21 protein-coding genes are annotated in these 21888 nt (G+C 70.3%); 10 read left to right on the forward strand and 11 right to left on the reverse strand.

The annotated features are described in order from the left end of the window. Window positions 1–65: 65 nt before the first annotated feature. Window positions 66–2348, reverse strand: a complete 2283-nt coding sequence (gene recG / locus HOV91_RS03415; protein ID WP_174183944.1) for an ATP-dependent DNA helicase RecG — start codon at window positions 2346–2348, stop codon at window positions 66–68. Between the two features lie 3 nt (window positions 2349–2351). Continuing rightward, window positions 2352–4157 carry a DAK2 domain-containing protein gene (locus tag HOV91_RS03420; protein WP_312884450.1) on the reverse strand — a complete coding sequence of 602 codons (1806 nt, stop codon included), beginning with the start codon at window positions 4155–4157 and terminating at the stop codon, window positions 2352–2354. A 304-nt stretch (window positions 4158–4461) separates the two neighbouring features. Between HOV91_RS03420 and rpmB the strand changes: the two genes are divergently transcribed. From rpmB to HOV91_RS03435, 3 genes are all read left to right on the forward strand, one after another. Further along, window positions 4462–4653 (forward strand): 50S ribosomal protein L28, encoded by a 192-nt coding sequence (rpmB, locus tag HOV91_RS03425; RefSeq protein WP_011210730.1) that lies wholly within the window; start codon window positions 4462–4464, stop codon window positions 4651–4653. Window positions 4654–4746: 93 nt separating this feature from the next. Next, window positions 4747–5277: a GNAT family N-acetyltransferase gene (locus HOV91_RS03430; RefSeq protein ID WP_174183945.1), complete on the forward strand. Its 531-nt coding sequence runs from the start codon at window positions 4747–4749 to the stop codon at window positions 5275–5277. A gap of 79 nt (window positions 5278–5356) precedes the next feature. Next, window positions 5357–6145, forward strand: coding sequence for an enoyl-CoA hydratase-related protein (locus tag HOV91_RS03435; RefSeq protein ID WP_174183946.1), 789 nt, complete (start codon window positions 5357–5359; stop codon window positions 6143–6145). Between the two features lie 7 nt (window positions 6146–6152). Here the strand turns inward: HOV91_RS03435 and HOV91_RS03440 are convergent, their stop codons facing one another. From HOV91_RS03440 to HOV91_RS03455, 4 genes are read right to left on the reverse strand one after another with little or no spacing between them, the layout of a single operon-like run. Continuing rightward, a complete protein-coding gene (locus tag HOV91_RS03440) occupies window positions 6153–7016 on the reverse strand; it encodes an alpha/beta fold hydrolase (protein WP_174183947.1) in 864 nt (287 codons plus the stop codon). Between the two features lie 58 nt (window positions 7017–7074). After that, window positions 7075–7302: a hypothetical protein gene (locus HOV91_RS03445; protein WP_174183948.1), complete on the reverse strand. Its 228-nt coding sequence runs from the start codon at window positions 7300–7302 to the stop codon at window positions 7075–7077. A gap of 53 nt (window positions 7303–7355) precedes the next feature. Continuing rightward, a complete protein-coding gene (locus tag HOV91_RS03450) occupies window positions 7356–8039 on the reverse strand; it encodes a uracil-DNA glycosylase (RefSeq protein ID WP_174183949.1) in 684 nt (227 codons plus the stop codon). A gap of 11 nt (window positions 8040–8050) precedes the next feature. Further along, window positions 8051–9241 carry a thiamine-phosphate kinase gene (locus HOV91_RS03455; RefSeq protein ID WP_174183950.1) on the reverse strand — a complete coding sequence of 397 codons (1191 nt, stop codon included), beginning with the start codon at window positions 9239–9241 and terminating at the stop codon, window positions 8051–8053. Window positions 9242–9825: 584 nt separating this feature from the next. Here HOV91_RS03455 and HOV91_RS40760 point away from each other — a divergent pair. Further along, window positions 9826–10341 carry a DUF3515 domain-containing protein gene (locus tag HOV91_RS40760; protein ID WP_174183997.1) on the forward strand — a complete coding sequence of 172 codons (516 nt, stop codon included), beginning with the start codon at window positions 9826–9828 and terminating at the stop codon, window positions 10339–10341. A 111-nt stretch (window positions 10342–10452) separates the two neighbouring features. On the opposite strand, the gene HOV91_RS03465 is transcribed toward HOV91_RS40760, so the two are convergent. Further along, window positions 10453–11556 carry a D-alanine--D-alanine ligase family protein gene (locus HOV91_RS03465; RefSeq protein WP_174183951.1) on the reverse strand — a complete coding sequence of 368 codons (1104 nt, stop codon included), beginning with the start codon at window positions 11554–11556 and terminating at the stop codon, window positions 10453–10455. A gap of 87 nt (window positions 11557–11643) precedes the next feature. After that, entirely contained in the window at window positions 11644–12639 is a 996-nt protein-coding gene (locus tag HOV91_RS03470) for an NAD(P)H-dependent glycerol-3-phosphate dehydrogenase (RefSeq protein ID WP_174183952.1), read from the reverse strand. 31 nt (window positions 12640–12670) lie between these two features. Here HOV91_RS03470 and cofC point away from each other — a divergent pair, with 31 nt between their 5' ends. From cofC to HOV91_RS03485, 3 genes are all read left to right on the forward strand, one after another. Further along, window positions 12671–13354: a 2-phospho-L-lactate guanylyltransferase gene (gene cofC, locus HOV91_RS03475; protein ID WP_174183953.1), complete on the forward strand. Its 684-nt coding sequence runs from the start codon at window positions 12671–12673 to the stop codon at window positions 13352–13354. Window positions 13355–13425: 71 nt separating this feature from the next. Further along, window positions 13426–15597, forward strand: a complete 2172-nt coding sequence (locus HOV91_RS03480) for an RNA degradosome polyphosphate kinase (RefSeq protein ID WP_174183954.1) — start codon at window positions 13426–13428, stop codon at window positions 15595–15597. Continuing rightward, complete coding sequence (locus HOV91_RS03485; RefSeq protein ID WP_174183955.1) at window positions 15594–16556, forward strand: NUDIX hydrolase; 963 nt, start codon at window positions 15594–15596, stop codon at window positions 16554–16556. The genes HOV91_RS03480 and HOV91_RS03485 overlap by 4 nt, the downstream gene beginning before the upstream one ends. Before the next feature lie 190 nt (window positions 16557–16746). On the opposite strand, the gene HOV91_RS03490 is transcribed toward HOV91_RS03485, so the two are convergent. The 3 genes from HOV91_RS03490 to leuC all read right to left on the reverse strand — a co-directional run bounded on the left by HOV91_RS03490 (window position 16747) and on the right by leuC (window position 19632). After that, a complete protein-coding gene (locus tag HOV91_RS03490; RefSeq protein WP_174183956.1) occupies window positions 16747–17406 on the reverse strand; it encodes an HU family DNA-binding protein in 660 nt (219 codons plus the stop codon). Window positions 17407–17562: 156 nt separating this feature from the next. Then, window positions 17563–18171, reverse strand: a complete 609-nt coding sequence (gene leuD, locus HOV91_RS03495) for a 3-isopropylmalate dehydratase small subunit (RefSeq protein ID WP_174183957.1) — start codon at window positions 18169–18171, stop codon at window positions 17563–17565. Window positions 18172–18210: 39 nt separating this feature from the next. Then, window positions 18211–19632: a 3-isopropylmalate dehydratase large subunit gene (leuC, locus tag HOV91_RS03500; RefSeq protein ID WP_174183958.1), complete on the reverse strand. Its 1422-nt coding sequence runs from the start codon at window positions 19630–19632 to the stop codon at window positions 18211–18213. Between the two features lie 155 nt (window positions 19633–19787). Here leuC and HOV91_RS03505 point away from each other — a divergent pair, with 155 nt between their 5' ends. The 3 genes from HOV91_RS03505 to HOV91_RS03515 all read left to right on the forward strand — a co-directional run bounded on the left by HOV91_RS03505 (window position 19788) and on the right by HOV91_RS03515 (window position 21349). Beyond that, window positions 19788–20489: an IclR family transcriptional regulator gene (locus HOV91_RS03505; protein ID WP_174183959.1), complete on the forward strand. Its 702-nt coding sequence runs from the start codon at window positions 19788–19790 to the stop codon at window positions 20487–20489. Window positions 20490–20522: 33 nt separating this feature from the next. Further along, a complete protein-coding gene (locus HOV91_RS03510; RefSeq protein WP_174183960.1) occupies window positions 20523–21023 on the forward strand; it encodes a pyridoxamine 5'-phosphate oxidase family protein in 501 nt (166 codons plus the stop codon). Window positions 21024–21169: 146 nt separating this feature from the next. After that, complete coding sequence (locus HOV91_RS03515; RefSeq protein WP_174183961.1) at window positions 21170–21349, forward strand: DUF5302 domain-containing protein; 180 nt, start codon at window positions 21170–21172, stop codon at window positions 21347–21349. The last annotated feature ends 539 nt before the right edge of the window (window positions 21350–21888 follow it).

Raw genomic sequence — 21888 nt, forward strand, 5'->3', positions numbered from 1 at the left:
CCGAGTTCGAGGCAGCTCTCGCCGATCCGCCGCCGGCACGACGGCCGCCTACCGGAACCGGTGGATCAGGACTTGGCCAGATACTCCAGCCGCTCGGAGTCCACGGCGGCGTGCATCATCCCGGCCAAACCGGGATGCCTGCGCAGCCCTGGGTCGGCGGCCACGACGGTACGGGCGAAATCCTGGGCGGCGGTGATGACCTCGAGATCGTCCAGCAGCGACAGCAGGCGCAGCGAGCGGGCCGTGCCGGACTGGGCGGCCCCGAGCACGTCGCCCTCACGGCGGGTGCGCAGGTCGAGCACCGCGAGTTCGAAGCCGTCGGTGGTCGCCGCGACCGCGTCCAGCCGCGCCATGGCCGACCCGCCCGGCGCGGCGTCGGTGACCAGCAGGCACAGGCCGGGGTGCTTTCCCCGGCCGATCCGGCCGCGCAACTGGTGCAACTGGCTGACGCCGAACCGGTCCGCGTCGACGATCACCATCACCGTCGCGTTGGGCACGTCCACCCCGACCTCGACCACCGTGGTGCACACCAGCACGTCCACCGATCCGTCGTTGAACGCGCGCATCACCTGGTCTTTCTCGTCGGCGGGCAGCCTGCCGTGCAGCAGGCCGACCCGTACGCCCGACAGCGGCCCGCCGCGCAGCATCTCGAACACGTCCAACACGGCCTGGGTGGTCGGGCCCTCTTTCTCCCCGTCGCCGGATTTCGAGCGCCCGTTGCGGGACTTGCCCGTCGCCTCCTCGTCGTCGCCGATGCGCGAACACACCACGTACGCCTGGCGTCCGGCGGCGACCTCCTCCACGATCCGCTCCCAGGCGCGATCCACCCAGTTCGGATGCTGCCTGCGCGGCACCACCTTGGACACGATCGGCGAGCGGCCTTTCGGCAGTTCGGTCAGCGTGGAGGTCTCCAGGTCGCCGAGCGTGGTCATCGCGATGGTGCGCGGGATCGGCGTCGCTGTCATCACCAGCAGATGCGGGCTGGCGCCCGCTTTCGCCTTGGCGCGCAGGGCGTCCCGCTGCTCCACGCCGAAGCGGTGCTGCTCGTCCACCACCACCATGCCGAGGTCGAAGAACTCGACATTGTCCTGGATCAGCGCATGCGTGCCGATCACGATGCCCGCCTCGCCGGTCACCGCCTCCAGCAGCGCGGCCTTCTTCGCCGCGGCCGACATCGAGCCGGTCACCAGCGCCACGCGGGTGGCGTAGTCGGCCGCGCCCAGCTCGCCCGCGGCACCCAGCTCGCCGAGCATGCCGCGCAACGACCGATAGTGCTGCGCGGCGAGCACCTCCGTCGGAGCGAGCAGCGCGCACTGCAAGCCGGCGTCGACCACCTGCAGCATGGCGTGCAAGGCGACGATCGTCTTGCCGGAACCCACCTCGCCTTGCAGCAGCCGATGCATCGGCTGCTCGCGGGCCAGATCGGCGGAGATCTCGGCGACGACCTGCCGCTGCCCCGCGGTGAGGTCGAAGGGCAGGCGCTTGTCGAACGCGGCGGCGATGCCGTCGGCGCGCGGGGCGCAGGCGCGTGCGCGCCGCCCGGACACCTCGTGCCTGCGCTCGGCCAGCACCAATTGCAGGGCCAGCGCCTCGTCGAAACGCAACCGGTCTCGGGCCTGATCGATGTCGGACTTGCGCTCGGGCAGGTGGATCAGGCGCAGTGCGTCGGACAGGTTCGGCAGCGCGCGTTCGGCGCGCACGTCCTCCGGCAGCGGATCCTCGAGCGGATCGAGCTGGTCGAGCACCTGCCGCACACACGCGAGCACGTCCCAGCTCTGCACCTTGGCGGTGGCCGGGTAGACCGGGATGAACTCGCGCTCCATGAACGAAGTGTCCACTCCCCCTGCGCCTTTGGCGCTCTGCGCCAGGCCGCGCAAGTCGCCGCCGCCGCGCACCTTCGTCAACGCGCCGACCGAGTCGTCCTCGTCCTCGGTCTCCGGCAGGATCAGGTAGCCGGGGTGGCTGAGGTTCCACTGGCCGGGACGCCAGTAGTTCACCGTGCCCGACATCATCGCGCGCAGACCTTCGCGGACCACGTACTTCACCTTGTCGCCGTTGAAGAAGGTGACGTCGACGCCGCGCCCGGAGCCGGTGTCGAGCACCACCTTCAGCAGCGAACCGCGGCGGTTGCGCATCGGCCGCAAATCGGCCTTGGTGATCCGTCCGATCACCGTGATGTGCGAACCGTCCTCGGGCGCCTCCTCGGTGAGCGGCTGCCCCTGCGTGGCGTAGCGCAGCGGGTAGTGCCGCAGCAGGTCCTCCACGGTCCGCATGTCGAACGCGTCCGCCAGCGAGTCCGCCGCCTTCGCTCCGAGGATGTGGTCGAGCCGATCGCTCAGTGCCGCCATGCGCTACTCCACTCCGATCTGCACCGAATCGCCGTGCTGCCCACCGGGATACACGATCACCTCGACACCGGGAAACCGCTGCACGATGTGCGCGGCCAATTCGTCGCCGAGCCCCTCCGGCGCGGCCGCTCCGATCAGCAGGGTGACCAGCTCGCCGCCGAAGGCGAGCAGCCGGTCCAACAGCGTCCGTCCGGCAGTGCGCACGTCGCGCTCGATCACGACGACGTCGTGCCCGGCCAGCCCGAGCCCGTCGCCCGGTTCGCAGGTGCCGACCATGGTGAGCGCGCGTTCGGTCGCCGCGCGCAGCGCTCCCCAGCGCGTCGTGGCCGCCGCCTCCGACATGGCGAAAGCGTCGTCGACCGCCATCCGGCCGCGGTCGTGCACCGCCAGCGCGGCCAGGCCCTGCACCATCGACGCGCTCGGCAGCAGCAGCACGTCGCGGTGGGCGTCGCGCGCCGCGACGCCGACGGCGACCAGTTCGTGCGCGGGCAGCGCGCCGTTGGGCAGCACCAGCACCTCGCGATTCGGCATCCGGCGGATGGCGGCCAGCAGCGTCGTCGCGGTGACCGGCTCGTCGCCCGCCAGCACCACGGCGCCCGCGTCCTCGAACAGCGCCGCCGCACCCGCGCCGGCCACCACCGCGAGGATCCCGCGATCGGCGGGAGTGCCGGGGGGTCGCGGCGCGGCTGAGCCGAGCGCACCGGCCACCACCTGGGTCGAATCGGCGGCGGGAGCGGATTTCGCGATGTCTCCGGTCCGGGTCGGCCAGGTCCGTGCGTCGCAGGCGCGGGCGGCGGGGGTCGAGTCGCTTTCGGTGACCGTGACCCCGTCGCGGTGCCGCTCGGCCGCGGCGCGGTTCCCGGGCCACACGTCTCGATGCGACCCGATGGCGACGTTCTCGACGCGGATCCGGCTGAGCGTGCCCGCCGCGATGCCCGCCTCCACGGCCGCACCCGCGTCGGCACAGTGCACATGCGCCGACCAGCAGCCGCCGCCGTCGCCCACGACCACCACCGAGTCGCCGAGTTCGCCGAGCCGGGCCCGCAGCGCGGCCACTCTCGACTCGTCGGACTCGGCCAGCAGATACATCACCTCGTATTGCGGTTCGGCGCCGCCGGTGGGCGCCGATCGCGCCGCGGGCGGCCGCGGGTATTCCGGCCGCGCGGGCGCTTCGCCCCTGGTCATCGTGACCAAGCTGTCCAGAAGCACGACCAGTCCACGGGCGCCCGCGTCCACGACACCGGCCTCGCGCAGCACGCCCAGTTGGAACGGAGTGTCGCCGAGCGCCTTGGCCGCACCGTCGGCCGCCGCCAGCGCCACGCCCGCCAGCGCCTGATCCGGGCATCCCGCGGCCGCCGCGGAGGCGCGGTCCAGCACGGTGAGGATGGTCCCTTCGATCGGCACGCTCAACGCTTCGCGCACCAGCTCCGAGGCCCTGGCCAGCGCGACGCGCAGACTGTCCGCCGTGAACGGACCGCCGTCGACCGCCTCCGCGACGCCCCGCAGTACCTGCGACAGGATGATCCCGGAGTTGCCGCGAGCGCCTGCCGTCGCGCCGTGGGCCATCGCGACGGCGACGGCACGGGCCGCGCTCTCGCCGGGGTTCGCCCGCGCCGCGGCCGCTTCCCCGGCCTCGACCGCGGCTCGCATGGTGGCCAGCAGGTTGGTGCCGGTGTCCGCGTCCGGGACGGGAAAGACATTGAGTGCGTTGATCTCCTCGCGCCGGTGTTCCAGTCCGGCGAGACAGGTGCGGCCCCAGCACAGCAAGGCCGTGCCGTCCAGCACATCTCGCGCTCCGGACACCGTCACCGCACTCCCTTCCGCCTCCTGCGCACCACCGCCCGCCAGGTTAGCGGGCGGTCCCGACACGCGACCGGCAAGACCGCGCCATTAGAATGGACGTGCCCAGCGACCGCTCCGGCACTCCTGCGCGGAGACCGGTTTGGTGGATCGGTACCGGCACAGCTACCCTTGCAGGGTTGCCTCGCGCGGCCGTCACCGGTCTGCGCTGGTCGGCTCCCCAGCCGACAGGGCACGCACTCGACATTGCACGAGGACGCGCCGCATCGCGAAAGCGGCGGTCCCCACCATTGACATGAAGGAGTTCGCGACTATGGCTGCCGTCTGCGACGTCTGCGCCAAGGGCCCCGGCTTCGGGAAGTCGGTCTCGCACTCGCACCGGCGTACCAACCGTCGTTGGAACCCGAACATCCAGACCGTGCGCGCGCAGGTCGCCCCGGGCAACACCCGCCGCATGAACGTTTGCACCTCCTGCCTGAAGGCGGGCAAGGTCGTCCGCGGCTGATCCGCCCCCGCTCGACCGGCAAACGCCCCGGCACCCGTTTCGGGTGGTCCGGGGCGTCGTCATGACTGCGGCGCCGCGGCGAGCGCGCCCGCTGTGACGGAGCGAGCCTGGCGAGTCCAATCATTGGCCGCCGAATACACCTACAGCCTCGCCGAATGCCACATCTCCTGCTGGCGCGAGGCGTACCGGGGCCTGGTGCCCGCGCACGTGCTCGACGCGTTCGACATCGGGCGGCGGGCCGAACTGTGGGAGCGCGATCGGGTGCGCTACCCGGGCCGCACGCACATCGCGATCGTCGATGACGTGGTGATCGGATTCTCCAGCGCGGGCCCGCCCGGCGACGCGGACGCGGTCACCCCGCTCGAACTGCACGCCCTCTACGTGCGCTCCCGCTGGCACGGCAGCGGCGTAGCCGACGACCTGATTCGCGCCGCCCTCGATCCGGCCGCTCCGTGCTCGCTGTGGGTGTTCGAGCAGAACGGGCGCGCCCAGGCGTTCTACCGCAGGCATGGCTTCGTGCTCGACGGCACGCGCAAGATCGAGCCGTTCACCGCCGCGCTGGAGGTGCGCATGGTGCGCACGCCGACGACGCACGCGGACTCCGTTGCGGAAGGCACCCACTGACTGCGTCCGGCAGCGGCCGAGGGCGTCGCTCCGACTGCGCCCCGGCAGACGTCCGGCTGTGCCCGTTAAGGTGCAGATCATGACCTCCACCGAGCAGACCGGGTATGTGACGACCGTCGACGGCGTCCTCCAGATCACCATCGCCACGTCCGCCAACGGCACGTCCATGGACTTCGCCGGCATCAACGCGGGCACCGACGCGTTGCGCTCGCTCGGGTCCGAGGTGGGCGCGGTGCTGCTGCGGGGCACCGGCGCGAACTTCTGCGCGGGCGGTGACGTGCGCGGCTTCGCCGCGGCGCGGGATCGCTCCGCGCACATCCACGGTCTGGCCACCGACCTGCACGAGTTCGTCCGCGCCGTGGACGCCGTCACGGTCCCGGTGGTCGCCGCGGTCCAAGGTTGGGCGGCGGGGGCCGGGATGAGCCTGGTGTGCCTGGCCGACATCGCCCTCGGCGGAGCGGGCACCAAGCTGCGCCCGGCCTACCCCGGCATCGGTCTGAGCCCGGACGGCGGCATGTCCTGGACGCTGCCGCGCGTCGTCGGGCGGGCGCGGGCCCGCGAGATCTTGCTCACCGACGCCGTCCTCGACGCCGACGAGGCAGTGCGCTTGGGCGTGCTGAGCAGGCTGGTCCCCGACGACGACATCGTCGAGGAGGCGCAGCGGCTCGCCCGCGCCCTCGCCAACGGACCGCGTTCCACCCATGCGAGCATCAAATCGCTGCTGCGGCAGTCGGAGACCGCGACGCTGAGCGAGCAGCTCGACAGCGAGCGCGACGGGATCGCCGCGGCCGCGGGATCGGCCGCCGGACGGGAGGGCGTCGACGCGTTCGTGGCGAAGCGCAAGCCCGACTACGCCGGGCTCGCCTGAGCGCGGGTCACTCCCGCGTCGAGAGCACGAATTTCGCCACCGCGTCGGTGAACGAGTCGTTGTCGTCACCGGCGGCGGTGTGCGCGGCGCCGCCGATCTCCACCAGCTGGGCGTGCGGCACCAGCCGCCGGAACGCTTCGGCGCCCTCGGCGCTCACCACATCCGAGCGCATACCGCGCACCAGCAGCACCGGGATGCGCAGCGCCCGCGCCGCGTCCTCCATCGGCTCGATCATCGCCGAGGGGTCCTCCGGCCGGTCGCTCAGCATGCCCGGATCCCAATGCCAGTACCAGCGACCGTCCCGCTCGCGCAGGTTGCGCAGCAGACCGTCGGTGTTCTCGGGCCGCGGGCGGTGCGGCAGATACTCGGCGACCGCGTCGGCCGCCTGTTCGAGGGTGTCGAAGCCGTCGCGATGCTTGCCGAGGAAGTCGATCACCCGGGCGACGCCTTCCGGCTCGGGCCTGGTCACGATGTCGACGAGCACCAGGGCGCTGATCGCGTCCCCGCCGGGCCGCGCGGTGGCGAGCAAGCCGGTGATCCCGCCCATGCTGGCCCCGACGACCACCGCGGGCGCACCCAATTGTTCCAGCACCAGCAGCAGGTCGTCGGCCATGGTCTGCCGCCGGTAGTCGCGATCCGGCGCCCACGCGCTGTCGCCGTGACCGCGGGCGTCGACGGTGACCACCCGCATGCCCGACGCGCCGAGCCGCGCGCCGGTCTGCTTCCACGAATGCCGAGTCTGCCCGCCACCGTGCAGGAAGACGACGAGCGGGCCGTCGACCGGACCGAACTGATCGGCGGCCAGCTCGATTCCGCCCGAACCGCGCAGCCGGAGCCGGGACGGTTCGAGTAGATAGTTCGCATTACTCACGATCTGTAGGATCGCACAACGCCGGTCCGCGCCGGCGTGAACCCGCCGAATCGGGGATTCAGCAGCCGAGATTGCCCACGAAGAACAGGCAGGCGATCTTCGCGTTCACCGACGCGGAGATGGTGGAGGAGCCGGTGGAGGTGTATTCCTCGGCGACCGGAGCCGTCGTGTTCTCCGCGGCGGGCTCCAGGCGCAGCGGGGCCGCACCGGCGACGGCGGCGCCGCTGGTGAGCGCGGCACAGAAAGCCAGGGTCGCGGTAGCGCCGCGGAGGGTGGTGTTGTGCATGGAACAGCTCCTCACTCGTTTTTCTCTCGGTCGATCACACACAGACGCCCGACTCAGGGCAGGCGCCAGTCAACCGGTTCGGCCCCCAGTTCGTCGAGCAATTCGTTCACTCGCGAGAAGGGGCGGGAACCGAAGAACCCACGCGACGCCGACAGCGGCGACGGATGCGCGGACTCGATATAGGGAATCTCGGCTTCGGCCAGCAGCGGCTTCAGCGTCGCGGCGTCCTTGCCCCACAGGATCGCCACCAAGGGCTCGTCCCTGGCGACCAAGGCGCGGATCGCCTGTTCGGTGACCGCCTCCCAGCCCTTGCCGCGGTGTGAGGCCGGCTTGCCGGGCGACACGGTGAGGACCCGGTTCAGCATCAGCACACCCTGGTCCGACCACGGGCTCAGATCGCCGCAGGACGGCGTGGGGTGGCCGAGATCCTTGCTGTACTCGGCGAAGATGTTGGCCAGGCTGCGCGGGATCGGCGAAACGTCGGGCGCCACGGAGAAACTCAGACCCATCGGGTGGCCGGGCGTCGGATAGGGATCCTGGCCGACGACGAGCACGCGCACGGCGTCGAACGGACGCTGGAAGGCGCGCAGGACGTTCTCACCGGACGGGAGGTAGCCACGGCCCGCGGCATTCTCGGCGCGAAGGAATTCGCCCATGGCGGAGATCCGATCCGCTACCGGCTCGAGTGCCTTCGCCCATCCCGGATCCATGATTTCCGACAGTGGTTTCGCGCCCATGACCGCACAACTTAGCGTGGTCGGCCGTCAACTGACGAGTCCGCCCCACGGAACGAATCCCAGCCGCCGCCACCCGTACGCGCCACGCCGTCGACCGTGAGCCCGCGACCGGCCACAACCTGCCCGATCGCGACCCATCCGGGCGGCAGCGGGCGGCCCGGCGCCCACGCGCCCGCGAAGGCGTGGTCCTCGCCGCCGGTCAGGATCCATTGCGTGACATCGGCATCCAGCCGGGCGGCGACTCGTTCCAGCGCCGGGTCGCGCAGCGCGGCCGAATCCAGATCGATGCCGACGCCCGACGCCGCGGCGATGTGCCCGAGATCGGCGAGCAAGCCGTCGGACACATCGGTCAGCGCGTGCAGCCCGAGATCGGGCGCGTCGCTCCAGTCGGCCGATGCCGTGCTTTCGGAAGCGGTGTTCGCTTCGATATCGCCGCCCAGCGGTACAGCCGAGAACTCTCCGGCCGGGGGCGGACTCGGCGCTGGTGCGTCGAGCGAGGCAGTTCGCGGAGGCCGGGTGACGCTCGACGCGGCCTCGGTCGGCACCGAAACGGGTTGGTCGACAGGGAAATTCGAGCCTTCGCACGGACCGGCACGCAGCGCGTCCAGGACCATCGCGTAGGGCGGCTGCGGGACGCGATGCGCGGCAAGCGCTTCCGCGACCTCGGGGCCGGTCACCCCGGCCGTGAAGGCGTCCAGGCCGGCGGCCGACCAGCCGAGACGTCCCGCAACGGCGACGATGTCGCCCGCGCGCGCACCGGACCTGGTGATCGGCGCGCCGCACGGGTCGCCGAACGCGGTCACGGAGATGACCAGCTCGCGGCTGCGCACCAGGTCACCTCCCGCGATGGACGCGCCCGCCCTGGCGGCCTCGGCCCACATGCCGTCCGCAAGTCCGTCGACCACCTCGAGCGGGGTGTCGGCCGGGCAGCCGAGCGCGACGACGAAGGCGGTGGGCGTCGCGCCCATGGCGACCACGTCGGCGGCGTTCTGCGCGATCGCCTTGCGGCCGACGTCCTCGGGGCTGGACCAGTCCAGGCGGAAGTGCCGGTCCTGCACGAGCATGTCGGTGGTCACCACGAACCGGCCGTCCGGCGCCGCGACCAGCGCCGCGTCGTCGCCGGGACCGAGCAGCACGCCCGGTGCCTGCACCCGGCCCGCGTTGATGCGGTCGATCAGCGCGAACTCCCCTAGTTCACGCACTGTCCTCGGACCGCTGCTGCCGCTGATGAACCGATCCTTCCCGGCGCGCCGCTTGCTGGAATGAGCCCGACGGTACCCTTTCGGAGGCACTCGAGTACCACCGGGCCGGTCCGCCGTCGCCGCCGTTGCGCGGCCATCGACCGGGGCACCGGCGCGCGAACGAGAAAGGATCGGTGAACATGGCGGCGGATTCGCCGGACCGCGAATCGGCGGGGCACCGGGACGAACACCCGGAAGCCGCGACCGGATCCCGGTCCGAGAGCGCGGACCAACCGGTGGGTAGCGCCGACACCGCTCCCTCCGAGGCTGCGGCACCGGGCAGCGCCGCCGCGGACGACACCGAGCACCCGGCCGCCGAGGAACCGGCCGTTTCCGGCAGCAACGCCGAGCATTCGGCCGCGGCCACCGACAGGAGCGACGCCGAACAACCGGCCACCAACGAAAGCGACGCCAACGGACCGGCCGCCGACGAGAGCAAGGCCGAAGCATCGGCCGCCGACGAGAGCGACGCCGAGGATTCGGCCGCAGCCGACGAGCCGGACAACCCGCCCGCGGCGGCCCCTGCCCATCAGTACTCGCCCGCGATCATCGCGACCGCCGTGGCGCTTCCCGTGGTGCTCGTCGTCGCGGTGCTCGTGGCCGCCGTGCTCGCGCGCCGGGTACCCGTCGAACGGGAACCGCTGGTGCTCGGTCCGGTTCCGGCCCCGGCGGCCGACGGCCCGGCCTGTGCCGCCCTGTTGCCCGCGCTACCCGCGGACCTGGGTGAATTCACCAAATCGACGCTGGTCGAGCCCGCTCCGCCCGCCACCCGGGCGTGGCAGCGCGCCGAAGGCGGCGACGCGATCGTGCTGCGCTGCGGGCTGGATCGCCCACTGGAATTCCATCGCGCCTCGCCGTTGCAGGTCGTGAACGGCGTGCAGTGGTTCGAGGTTCGCGACGAGACCGCCGAAGTGAGCACCTGGTTCGCGGTCGACCGGGCGACCTATGTGGCCCTCACCGTCCCCGACGGCTCGGGTCCGACGCCACTGCAAACGGTTTCCGACACCATCACCGCCCACCTCCCGGCCCAGCCGATCGACCCAGGACCGCTGCCCAACTGATGCGGAACATCGAGCGTCCCGGCACAGGACATCGGGGGCTTAGGTGAGCCGCCCCCGGAAGTCACCGACGCCCCGGTGTCGCGGGCGAGCAACCCTGACGAGACAGGTGCCCTACCGCAAGCCGGTGCCGCGGGCGAGCGCGGTCTCGATCAGGGTGGTGACCAGGGCGGCGTAGTCGACGCCGGTTGCCTCCCACATGCGCGGGTACATGGAGATCGCGGTGAAACCGGGCATGGTGTTGATCTCGTTGATCACCGGTCCCTGCTCGGTGACGAAGAAATCGACCCGGGCCAGGCCCTGGCAGTCGAGCGCCGCGAACGCGCGCACGGCCAGTTCCCGGATCTGGTCGGAGACCTCGTCGTCCAGCTTCGCGGGGACGTCGAACTCGCAGACGTCGTCGAGGTATTTGGTGTCGAAGTCGTAGAACTCGGGGCTCGCGGCGGTGGTGCCGGTCTCCGGCATCCGGATCTCCGCCACCACGCTCGCCTGGACCCGGCCGTCCGGGTACTCCAGGACGCCGCACTCCACTTCGCGTCCGACGATGCCCGCTTCCACGATCACCTTCGGGTCGTGCGCGCGCGCCGCGGCGATGGCCGCGTCCAGATCGTCCCAGTCGGTTACTTTGGTGATGCCGATGGATGATCCGCCACGGGCCGGCTTGACGAACACCGGCAGCCCGAGGCGCATCCGGTCCTCCTCGGCGACCGTGGCGGCGCCGGGCCGCAGCACCACCTGCATGCCGATCGGCAGCCCCTCCGCCGCCAGGAGTTTCTTGGTGAATTCCTTGTCCATGCCCGCCGCGCTGGCCAGCACGCCGGGCCCGACGTACGGTATTCCGGCGAGCTCCAGCATCCCCTGCAACGTGCCGTCCTCACCGAACGGTCCGTGCAGGATCGGGAACACCACGTCGACCGAGCCCAGAGCGGCGCCCGGATCGTCGAGCGCGATCAGCGCCCCCGAGCGGCTCGGGTCCGCGGCCAGGGTGAGCGCGGTGCCGGTGGCGTCCACCGACGGCAGGGCGCGGTCGTGGATGCCGAGCGCGGCCACGTCCGAACCGCCGAGCACCCAGCGGCCCTCGGCGGTGATGCCGATCGGCACCACCTCGTACTTCTCCTGATCCAGGTGGCGCAGCACACTGCCGGCCGATACGCAGGACACGGCGTGCTCGTTACTGCGCCCGCCGAACACCACAGCCACCCTGATCCGGTTCGTCATGCTCCGAACCGTACCCGTTTCGGTCCGCACTCCCACGGCTGACCGTCCCGGACAGCGTGGCCCGCGCACCCGGCGACCGGCGCCGGATCACTCCGGCTTCATCCGCCGCCCGAGCAGGTTGCCGACGGCTTCGCGCACGGAGAGCCCTTCGTGGCAGACCTGGTGCACGGAGGTCGTCAACGGCATCTCGACACCGTGCCGCTCGGCCAGCGCGCGCACCGATGTGCAGGACTTCACACCCTCGGCCACCTGCCCATGAGTGGCCGACTGGGCGGCCTCCATGGACCCGCCCGCACCGAGCACGTGCCCGAAGGACCGGTTGCGCGACAGCGGCGAGGTGCAGGTGGCGACGAGGTCCCCGATTCCGGCCAGTCCGGCCAGCGTCACCGGCTCCGCACCCAGGGCCACTCCGAGCCGGATGATCTCGGCAAGGCCGCGGGTGATCAGGCTGGCGATGGAGTTGTCGCCCAGGCCCATTCCCGACGCGATGCCGCAGGCGAGCGCGATGACGTTCTTGCACGCGCCGCCGATCTCGCAGCCGACCACGTCGGTGTTGGTGTAGGGCCGGAAGTATCCGGTCGCGCTGGCGTGCTGCACCGCGACCGCGCGGGCGTCGTCCGAGCAGGCGACCACGGTCGCGGCGGGCTGGCCCACCGCGATCTCGCGTGCCAGGTTGGGCCCGGACAGCACCGCGATCCGGCCCTCGTCGGCCCCGGTGACCTCCCCGATCACCTGGCTCATCCGCAGCAGCGTGCCGGTCTCGATTCCTTTGGCCAGGCTCAGCAGCGTGGCATCAGCCGGGATCAATCCCTTCCACTGCGCGAGGTTCGCGCGCAACGACTGCGACGGCACCGCCAGCACCACGATGTCGGCGCGTTCCAGCGCCACCGCCGGGTCATGGGTCGCCGCGATCGGCGGCAGCGGAATATCCGACAGGTAATCGGGATTGCGATGTTCGGAGGCCAGCGTCGCGGCGACCTCGGGCCGGCGGGCCCAGATCGTGACCTCGGTTCCCGCGTCCGCCAACACCTTCGCGAACGCGGTGCCCCATGATCCCGCGCCCAGCACTGCCGCCCTCGTCATCAGCCCAATATGCCATGGAAGGATTGCTCGCATGCGCCCGCACGCCGTGCATGCCGTGATCGCGGTCAAGAGCCTCGATCGGGCCAAGAGCCGACTGGCCGACCGGCTGCGCCCGGAGCACCGGGCCCGGCTGGTGCTGGCCATGCTCGCCGACACCGTGACCGCCACCGCGGCGGTCGGCGCGGTCGTGTCGGTCACCGTCGTCACGCCCGACCCCGCGGTCGCCGAGCTGGCGCGCACCCTGGGCGCCGACGTCCATCCGGAACCGCGGCAGCCGCACGCCGACGGGCTGAACGCCGCCCTTGCCGCCACCGCCGACGCGTTGCGCCGGGCGAACGGACCGATCGACCTGCTGGCTCTGCAAGCCGATCTGCCCGCGCTGCGGCCGGGGGAATTGTCGGACATGCTCGCCGCCGCTCCCCGCGGACTGCGCTCGATCGTGGTCGACCACGAAGGCAGTGGCACCGCCGCGCTCGTGGTCCGCGACCCGGCAGCCGCGCTCGACCCCCGCTTCGGCCCCGGGTCGGCGCGCAGCCATATCGATGCGGGCGCGGTCGACTTGGGCGGAGACTGGCCGGGGCTGCGTCTGGACGTCGACACCGCCGAAGATCTGGACCGGGCGGTGGCGCTCGGAGCCGGCAACGCGACCCGTGCTGTCCTGCACGACATCGGCTGGCCGGGCGGCGTTCACGAACCCGTTCCACACGTGTGCTAGCAGGTCGCCATGGTGGCGTGAGACACACATCAATCCGGATCGCAGGATGCACACCGGGTGTCCGGTAAGGGATGATCGGTGACGTGAGCGATACGGAAATCGTCAAGCAGCAGCCGTTGCTTCCCACGCCACCCCCGGCGGCGACACGCCTGTCCGCCGACTCGTCGGCGCCACGGTTGCCACGCGATCGCTACCTCAATCGGGAATTGAGCTGGCTCGACTTCAACGCCCGTGTGCTCGCCCTCGCCGAGGACGCCTCGCTCCCCCTGCTGGAGCGGGCGAAGTTCCTGGCGATCTTCGCGTCGAATCTCGACGAGTTCTACATGGTGCGGGTGGCGGGACTGAAGCGCCGCGCCGAGACCGGTTTGCTGGTGCGTTCGGCCGACGGCCGCTCGCCCGGCGAGCAGCTGGAACTGATCGCCGTGCGCACGCAGGAGATCGCGGTGCGGCACGCCCGCGTCTTCCTCGACAGCGTGCTGCCCGCGCTGACCGCCGAGGGCGTCGCGATCATCGACTGGAGCGACCTCGACGAGGACGAACGCCGCCGTCTGTCCGCCTACTTCCAGGATCAGGTGTTCCCCGTGCTCACCCCGCTCGCGGTGGACCCGGCGCACCCCTTCCCCTACATCAGCGGGCTGAGTCTCAACCTCGCGGTGACGGTGAAGGACTCCGCCACCGGCGGCGAGCACTTCGCCCGCGTCAAGGTGCCCGACAACGTCGACCGGTTCGTCCGCGTGCGCCGCACCGATTCCGGCTCTCCGATCGCCGCCTTCCTGCCGATGGAAGCGCTCATCGCCGCCCATCTCGATCTGCTGTTCCCCGGTATGGAGGTGGTGGAGCACCACTCGTTCCGGATCACCCGCAACGCGGACTTCGAGGTCGATGAGGATCGCGACGAGGACCTGTTGCAGGCGCTGGAACGCGAGCTGGCCCGGCGCCGTTTCGGCTCACCGGTGCGACTAGAGGTGTCCGACGACATGACCGAGCACATGCTCGATCTGCTCCTGCGGGAGCTGGACGTCGACCCCGGCGACGTGATCCAGGTGCCCGGCCTGCTCGACCTGTCCTGCCTGTGGCAGGTGTACGGCGTGGACCGGCCGAATCTGAAGGACACCCCGTACGTTCCCGCGACTCCGCCCGCCTTCGGCGAGCGGGAGACGCCGCGCAACGTCTTCGCCGCGCTGCGCGAGGGCGACGTACTGGTGCACCACCCCTACGACTCGTTCTCCACCAGCGTGCAGCGGTTCATCGAACAGGCCGCCGCCGACCCGCAGGTGCTCGCCATCAAGCAGACGCTCTACCGCACCTCCGGCGACTCCCCGATCGTCAACGCGCTCATCGACGCGGCCGAGGCGGGCAAGCAGGTGGTCGCCCTGGTCGAGATCAAGGCGCGCTTCGACGAGCAGGCCAACATCAAGTGGGCCCGCGCGCTGGAGCAGGCCGGGGTGCACGTGGTTTACGGCCTCATCGGCCTGAAGACCCACTGCAAGACCTGCCTGGTGGTGCGCCGCGAGGGCGCGACCATCCGCCGTTACTGCCACATCGGGACCGGCAACTACAACCCCAAGACCGCACGCCTCTACGAGGACGTCGGATTGCTCACCGCGGCACCGGAAATCGGCGCCGACCTGACCGACCTGTTCAATTCGCTCACCGGTTACTCGCGGAAAGAGAATTACCGGAATCTGCTCGTCGCCCCGCACGGCGTGCGCTCCGGCATCATCGAACGCATCCAGCGCGAGACCGAGCTGGCGGCCGAGGGGCAGGACGCCCGAATCCGGCTCAAGGCCAACGCGATCGTCGACGAGGAGATCATCGACGCGCTGTACCGGGCCTCGCAGGCGGGCGTGCCGGTGCAGATCGTGGTGCGCGGCATCTGCGGCCTGCGCCCCGGCGTGTCGGGCATGAGCGAGAACATCGAGGTCCGCTCCATCCTCGGCCGGTTCCTGGAGCACTCCCGCGTCCTGCACTTCCAGGCGCAGGACGAGTACTGGATCGGCAGCGCCGACATGATGCACCGCAACCTGGATCGCCGGGTCGAGGTGATGGCGCAAGTGAAGGATCCGCGGTTGACCGAGCGGCTCGGCGGGGTGTTCGACTCGGCGTTGTCGCCCACCACGCGCTGCTGGGTGCTGCAACCCGACGGCACCTGGCAGGCGGCGCCGGGTCCGTCCGGGGACGGGGACAAGATCAGAGACCACCAGGAGCATTTGATGCGGCTGCGGAGGCCCGAGCAGCCGTGAACGCCAAGACAGGGTTCGAACAGGAGGGGGGCCCGTTCTGGGATCCCCGCGTCACCGCCAACATCCACGCCGCGGGCGCGGTGCTGTGGCGTGCGTCGGCGGGGGGCGCGATCGAGATCGCGCTCGTCCACCGGCCCAAGTACGAGGATTGGTCACTGCCGAAGGGCAAACTCGACCCGGGTGAGACGCCGATACTGACCGCGGTCCGCGAAGTCCGCGAGGAGACCGGGCTGGAGTCCCGGCTGGGCCGCTACCTCGGTCACGTGACCTACCCCATTCCGGGCCACCGCAAGCTGAAGCGGGTCGACTACTGGGCCGCCGAGGTGGTCGGCGGGGAGTTCACCGCCAACTCCGAGGTCGACGTACTCACCTGGCACGCCCTGGACCGGGTGATGGACCAGCTGTCGTATCCGATGGATCGTCAGGTGGTGCGCGCTTTCACCCGGCTGCCCGCGCGCACCGACACGCTGCTGCTGGTGCGGCATGCCAAAGCCGGCCGCAAGGACCGCTACAACGGTCCCGACGACCAGCGTCCGCTCGACCGCGACGGCGAGGTGCAGGCGCGGGCGCTGGTGTCGAATCTCTTGGCGTTCGGCGCATCCGAGGTCTACTCGGCGGATCCGCTGCGCTGCGTGCAGACCGTGGCGCCGCTGGCGGAGAAACTCGGCGTCGAAATCGGCACGGAGCCTTTGTTTTCCGAGTCCGGGTACGCCGAAAAGCCCGACGAGGCCGGGGAACGTCTTCGAGCCCTGGTGTCCGACAGCGCGATTCGCGTCATTTGCAGTCAGGGCAAGGTGATCCCGGATCTGCTGAAGAGGCTGGCCGAACGCGACGGCCTCGCCCTGCCGTCGGCGCGCAATCGCAAGGGCAGTGTGTGGGTGCTGTCGTTCGCCGGCCAGCGCTTGGTGGCCGCCGACCATCTGGATAAATCGCTGTCAGCCTACGTCGCGCCGTCCTGATCCGCGGACAGCCGGGCCGTCACCCGCGCGTCGGCGGGCGGCCGCACGCCGATCTGCCGTGGCCGTGCGGTCACGACAGGCGGGCAGGCGAAAACGGCCCCGGGTGTCTCCCGGGGCCGTCTCGACGTTGAGGCGAATGGGCCCAGTCGTGGGGCCGCGCATTCGGCGCCGATCCGGCGGTGGCTCTAGATCAGCGGGCTCGGCGAGCCGGGGCCTTCTTGGCCGCGGTCTTCTTCGCAGGTGCCTTCTTGGCGGCGGTCTTCTTGGCGGCGGTGGACTTGGCCGCCGTGGCCTTGGTGGCCGTCTTCTTGGCCGGAGCCTTCTTCGCGGCCGCGGCCTTCTTCGCGGGCGCCTTCTTCGCAGCGGTCTTGGTGGCGGTCGTCTTGCGCGCTGTGGTCTTCGCCGGTGCCTTGGCGGCGGCCTTGCGGGCCGTGCTCTTGGCGGGCGCCTTGGTGGGCGTCGACTTCTTGGCGGCGGTCTTCTTGGCCGCCGTCTTCTTGGCCGCCGCCTTCTTCGCGGCCACCGGCGCATTCACCCCACGCTTGACGGCGGGCCCGGTCGCGGCCAGTTTCTGCTTGCCCGCGATCACCGCCTTGAACTGAGCGCCGGGGCGGAACGCGGGCACCGAAGTGGGCTTGACCTTCACGGTTTCGCCGGTACGCGGGTTCCGTGCGACGCGAGCCGCCCTCTTACGCTGTTCGAACACACCGAATCCGGTGATTGTGACGCTCTGACCCTTGTGCACCGCGCGCACGATGGTGTCGACCACATGCTCGACTGCCGCGGTGGCCGTGCGCCTGTCCGTACCCAACTTTTCGGTCAGAACGTCGATCAGTTCCGCCTTGTTCATTGAATCCTCCGCAGACTAATGGCCCGTCGTCGGACCGACTAGGTACCACGGTAAACCCACTTTGGGCAAGAGTCTATGTGCCACGCCAAAATTCATGTGGTTTAGCACACGTCCAGCTACCGCCACTACAGTAGCCCAGCTAACCGCCAAGGGTGATTACGTCTGCGAAATATGTGCCGGGAGGGTGGTGGGTTTCCATGCTGGCCTTGCCTTTTCGAACCGGGAGATCGCGTCCTCCCGCCGGAGGGTCAGCCCGATGTCATCCAATCCTTCCAGCAGACGCCACCTGGTGTAGTCATCAATATCGAACGGCAACACGACGGTTCCGGCCGTCACTGTGCGCGCCTCGAGATCCACAACCAATTCCAAGCCGGGCTGTTCCTCGAGCAACTTCCAGAGCATTTCGACATCGTTCTGTGACATCTGAGCGGCCACCAGACCGCCCTTGCCCGCATTGCCGCGGAAGATGTCGGCGAAGCGGGATGAGATGACCACCCGAAAGCCGTAGTCCGACAGCGCCCAAACAGCGTGCTCACGGGAGGATCCGGTACCGAAATCCGGGCCCGCCACCAGCACACTACCGCTGTTGTAAGGCGCCACGTTGAGAATGAAGTCGGGATCCGCCCGCCATGCGGCGAACAACCCGTCCTCGAATCCGGTCCGGGTCACCCGCTTGAGGTAGACCGCCGGGATGATCTGATCGGTGTCGACATTGGAGCGGCGCAGCGGCACCCCGATGCCCTTGTGCACAGTGAAGGCTTCCATTACGAATCTCCTGGGTTGGATTGCGGGAATCGGGGGCCGTCAGGCCAGATCCGCAGGCGAGGACAGTGTTCCGCGGACCGCCGTCGCGGCCGCTACAAGGGGAGAAACCAGGTGCGTACGGCCGCCTTTGCCCTGCCTGCCCTCGAAGTTGCGGTTCGAGGTGGACGCGCAACGCTGGCCCGGCTCGAGCTGGTCCGGATTCATTCCCAGGCACATTGAGCAGCCCGCCTGCCGCCATTCGGCGCCCGCCGCGGTGAAAATCTCGCCCAATCCTTCTTTTTCCGCCTGTGCGCGAACCCGCATCGACCCCGGTACAACCAACATTCGCACGCCGTCGGCGACATGACGTCCCTTCAAAATCCCGGCCACCGCACGCAAATCCTCAATGCGTCCGTTGGTGCACGAACCGACGAATACGGTGTCGATCGGTACTTCCCGAAGCGGAGTACCCGGCTCCAAGTCCATGTAACGCAGAGCTTTCTCCGCGGACTCGCGGGCCACCTCGTCGGCGATGGCGGCCGGGTCGGGCACCGCGTCCCCCAGCGGGGCGCCCTGGCCCGGGTTGGTGCCCCAGGTGACGAACGGGGTCAGCGCGGCGGCGTCGATGTGCACCTCGGCGTCGAAAACGGCGCCCTCGTCGGTCTTCAGCGCCTCCCAGGCGGCCACCGCGGCGTCCCAGTCGGCTCCCTGCGGGGCGTGCGGCCGTCCTTTGAGGAATTCGTAGGTCGTCTCGTCCGGCGCGATCATGCCGGCCCGCGCGCCCGCTTCGATGGACATGTTGCAGATCGTCATTCGGGCCTCCATCGACATGGCCCGGATGGCCTCGCCGCGGTACTCCAGGACATAGCCCTGGCCGCCGCCGGTGCCGATCTTCGCGATGACCGCCAGGATCAGATCCTTGCTCGTCACCCCCGCGGGCAGGACGCCGTCCACGGTGATCGCCATCGTCTTGAAGGGGCGCAGCGAGAGCGTCTGGGTGGCAAGCACATGCTCGACCTCGGAGGTGCCGATGCCCATCGCCAGGGCGCCGAACGCGCCGTGCGTCGAGGTGTGGCTGTCGCCGCACACCACGGTCATCCCGGGCTGGGTCAGGCCCAGCTGCGGCCCGACCACGTGCACGATGCCCTGATCCAGGTCGCCCATCGGGTGCAGCCGCACACCGAATTCCGCGCAGTTGCGCCGCAGCGTCTCCACCTGGGTGCGCGAAACCGGGTCGGCGATCGGCTTGTCGATATCGATCGTCGGCACGTTGTGGTCCTCGGTCGCGATCGTGAGATCCGGCCTGCGCACCGGCCTGCCCGCGGCGCGCAGCCCGTCGAAGGCCTGCGGACTGGTCACCTCGTGGACCAGATGCAGGTCGATATAGATGAGGTCCGGTTCGCGCGAGGCACCCTCGCCCTCCCCGCGAGCGACGACATGCTGGTCCCACACCTTCTCGGCCAGCGTGCGCGGTTCGGCCATAGTCGATCACCTTTCGGACGAAGCAGCCGTTCCGCGATCTGGACTCCGATGCGGCGACGGTTGCACAGGTTGTAATAGCTGCGCCTGGTCGGAACGCTGAAGCGGGTGATCCGCTACGGTGGAATTCTCAACATCCGAGACGCTAGTATCGTTCTATGAGACAGCATAGCGGCATCGGCGTTCTCGACAAAGCAGTGGCGGTCCTGTACGCCGTAGCCGAGCATCCCTCGGGTCTCAACGAGCTGTGCGCGCGCACCGGCCTGCCCCGCGCCACCGCACACCGCCTCGCCGTCGGCTTGGAAGTGCATCGACTGCTCGCTCGCGACAGCAACGGCACCTGGCGGCCCGGCCCGGCCCTCGCCGAACTCGCGACCAGCGCCGATGACCCGCTACTCGAGGCGGCCTCGGCCATCCTTCCGCGGTTGCGCGAGATCACCGGCGAGAGCGTCCAGCTCTACTGCCGCGACGGCAACGCCCGGGTCTGCGTCGCGGCGCTCGAACCCCCCGTCGGACTGCGCGACACGGTGCCGATCGGGGCGCGGCTGCCGCTCACCGCGGGCTCGGCGGCCAAAGTGCTGCTGGCGTGGGCCGACCCGGAACTGCAGCGCACCATTCTGGCCGACGCGGTGTTCGGCGAGCGCGCGCTGGCCGAGGTGCGCAAGCGCGGGTGGGCGCAGAGCGCCGCCGAGCGCGCGGCCGGCGTGGCCAGCGTTTCGGCGCCGGTGCGCGACGCCGGGGGCGCCGTGGTCGCGGCCGTGTCGGTGTCCGGGCCGATCGATCGGATGGGCCGCAGGCCGGGCGCCCGCTGGGCGGCGGATCTGGTCGCGGCGGCCGAGGCCCTGCACAAGCGCCTGTAACGCGTTACAGTTCGGACTCTCTAGAGTTGGCCCATGGGAGTCAATCAACGGGCACAGATCGTGATGTCCGACACCGAGATCATCGAGTTCCTGCAGCGCAGCCGGATCGCGACGCTGGCAACGATCGGCCCGAACGGCACGCCGCACCTGACCGCGATGTGGTACGCGCTCATCGACGGCGAGATCTGGTTCGAGACCAAGGCCAAATCGCAGAAGGCGGTGAATCTGCGCCGCGATCCCCGGGTCACCTGCATGGTCGAGGCCGGCCAAACCTATGACCAGCTGCGGGGCGTATCGATCGAGGGCCGCGCCGAGATCATCGAGGACGCCGAGAAACTCTTCGCCGTCGGCGTGAGCGTCTGGGAGCGCTACAACGGCCCCTACAGCGAGCAGGTGCGGCCGATGGTGGAGGCCATGCTGCACAAGCGGGTCGCCGTCCGTGTCGTACCCGAGCGCCTGCGCAGCTGGGATCACCGCAAACTCGGCCTGCCCGCCATGCCGCTGGCGGGCAGCACCGCGCAGCCGCTGGACTGATTCCGGCGCGATCGGGCGCGCGGCGCGCCGAAATGCAACTGACACAACCACCTCGCAGGGGCTAGCGTCGGGGTGTTCGACAGTAACCGGCCGGGCACCGGCGCCCGCGAGGACGCGCTGCGCGGCCGCGACGACGAGGAGCAGCGATGGCGGATTCGGGTAAGTCCAACGGCGCCGACGAGGTGAAGCGCAAGTTCCGGGAGGCACTGGAGCGCAAGAACCAGCAGAACGCCCGCACGGCCGACCACCTCGACGGACGGTCGAAGGCGTCCGCGGCGCATTCCGCGGTCGGCCACAAGCGGGAATTCCGGCGCAAGAGCGGCTAGTCCGCGCAGCCGCCGAGGCCCTCCGGCAAGATCGCTGGAGGGCCTTTCCTTTTGCCTCGAGCCAGCCGGTGTGGCCGGGCCGCCCGATCTCGCCGGAGCAGCTCGACAGTCGAGGAGCCGCATTACCCGGCACCTGCAATCCGGCCCCAGCGCTACCCGAGTCGGCCTGGCAGGGTGCTGCCGCTGGGTGCGCCGGGCAGGCGCCCGGTGCTCCTTCGCCCGCCGCACCGCGCCGGCTCGTGTTCGCGGTCGAAGGCGTCCGATCCAGCTCCACCGGCCGGTAAAGCACGTTGTGGGCGATGTGCGATCGGTCGCGTTCCGGCGGCCGACAAGCTACGGCGTTCTGATCGTCGCGTCCCCGCGTACCGAGTTCTCCGGTAGCCCGGCGTGGTCGGAGGACGCTCACCGAGTCTCGTGGCCGCACCGGACCCACCACGACCGGGCTGGGCGAAGCCCTCACCCGAGTGCGGCGGCGAAGCCCTTCGGGTGGGCGTGCGGGTTGCACTTCCCGAGAACACTGCGAAAACGTGAAAGGCCCA

The organism is Nocardia barduliensis (assembly GCF_013315795.1).
GTDB lineage: Bacteria > Actinomycetota > Actinomycetes > Mycobacteriales > Mycobacteriaceae > Nocardia > Nocardia barduliensis.

What these genes read in the sequence shown, in the direction of transcription:
- HOV91_RS03470 (WP_174183952.1), bottom strand. Translation starts at nt 12,639, where the DNA reads ATGACGAGGGCGGCAGTGCTGGGCGCGGGATCATGGGGCACCGCGTTC.
- HOV91_RS03505 (WP_174183959.1), top strand. Translation starts at nt 19,788, where the DNA reads ATGAGACAGCATAGCGGCATCGGCGTTCTCGACAAAGCAGTGGCGGTC.
- recG (WP_174183944.1), bottom strand. Translation starts at nt 2,348, where the DNA reads ATGGCGGCACTGAGCGATCGGCTCGACCACATCCTCGGAGCGAAGGCG.
- HOV91_RS03435 (WP_174183946.1), top strand. Translation starts at nt 5,357, where the DNA reads ATGACCTCCACCGAGCAGACCGGGTATGTGACGACCGTCGACGGCGTC.
- leuC (WP_174183958.1), bottom strand. Translation starts at nt 19,632, where the DNA reads ATGGCCGAACCGCGCACGCTGGCCGAGAAGGTGTGGGACCAGCATGTC.
- HOV91_RS03480 (WP_174183954.1), top strand. Translation starts at nt 13,426, where the DNA reads ATGATCGGTGACGTGAGCGATACGGAAATCGTCAAGCAGCAGCCGTTG.
- rpmB (WP_011210730.1), top strand. Translation starts at nt 4,462, where the DNA reads ATGGCTGCCGTCTGCGACGTCTGCGCCAAGGGCCCCGGCTTCGGGAAG.
- HOV91_RS03515 (WP_174183961.1), top strand. Translation starts at nt 21,170, where the DNA reads ATGGCGGATTCGGGTAAGTCCAACGGCGCCGACGAGGTGAAGCGCAAG.
- cofC (WP_174183953.1), top strand. Translation starts at nt 12,671, where the DNA reads ATGCGCCCGCACGCCGTGCATGCCGTGATCGCGGTCAAGAGCCTCGAT.
- leuD (WP_174183957.1), bottom strand. Translation starts at nt 18,171, where the DNA reads ATGGAAGCCTTCACTGTGCACAAGGGCATCGGGGTGCCGCTGCGCCGC.
- HOV91_RS03465 (WP_174183951.1), bottom strand. Translation starts at nt 11,556, where the DNA reads ATGACGAACCGGATCAGGGTGGCTGTGGTGTTCGGCGGGCGCAGTAAC.
- HOV91_RS03490 (WP_174183956.1), bottom strand. Translation starts at nt 17,406, where the DNA reads ATGAACAAGGCGGAACTGATCGACGTTCTGACCGAAAAGTTGGGTACG.
- HOV91_RS03510 (WP_174183960.1), top strand. Translation starts at nt 20,523, where the DNA reads ATGGGAGTCAATCAACGGGCACAGATCGTGATGTCCGACACCGAGATC.
- HOV91_RS03450 (WP_174183949.1), bottom strand. Translation starts at nt 8,039, where the DNA reads ATGGGCGCGAAACCACTGTCGGAAATCATGGATCCGGGATGGGCGAAG.
- HOV91_RS03445 (WP_174183948.1), bottom strand. Translation starts at nt 7,302, where the DNA reads ATGCACAACACCACCCTCCGCGGCGCTACCGCGACCCTGGCTTTCTGT.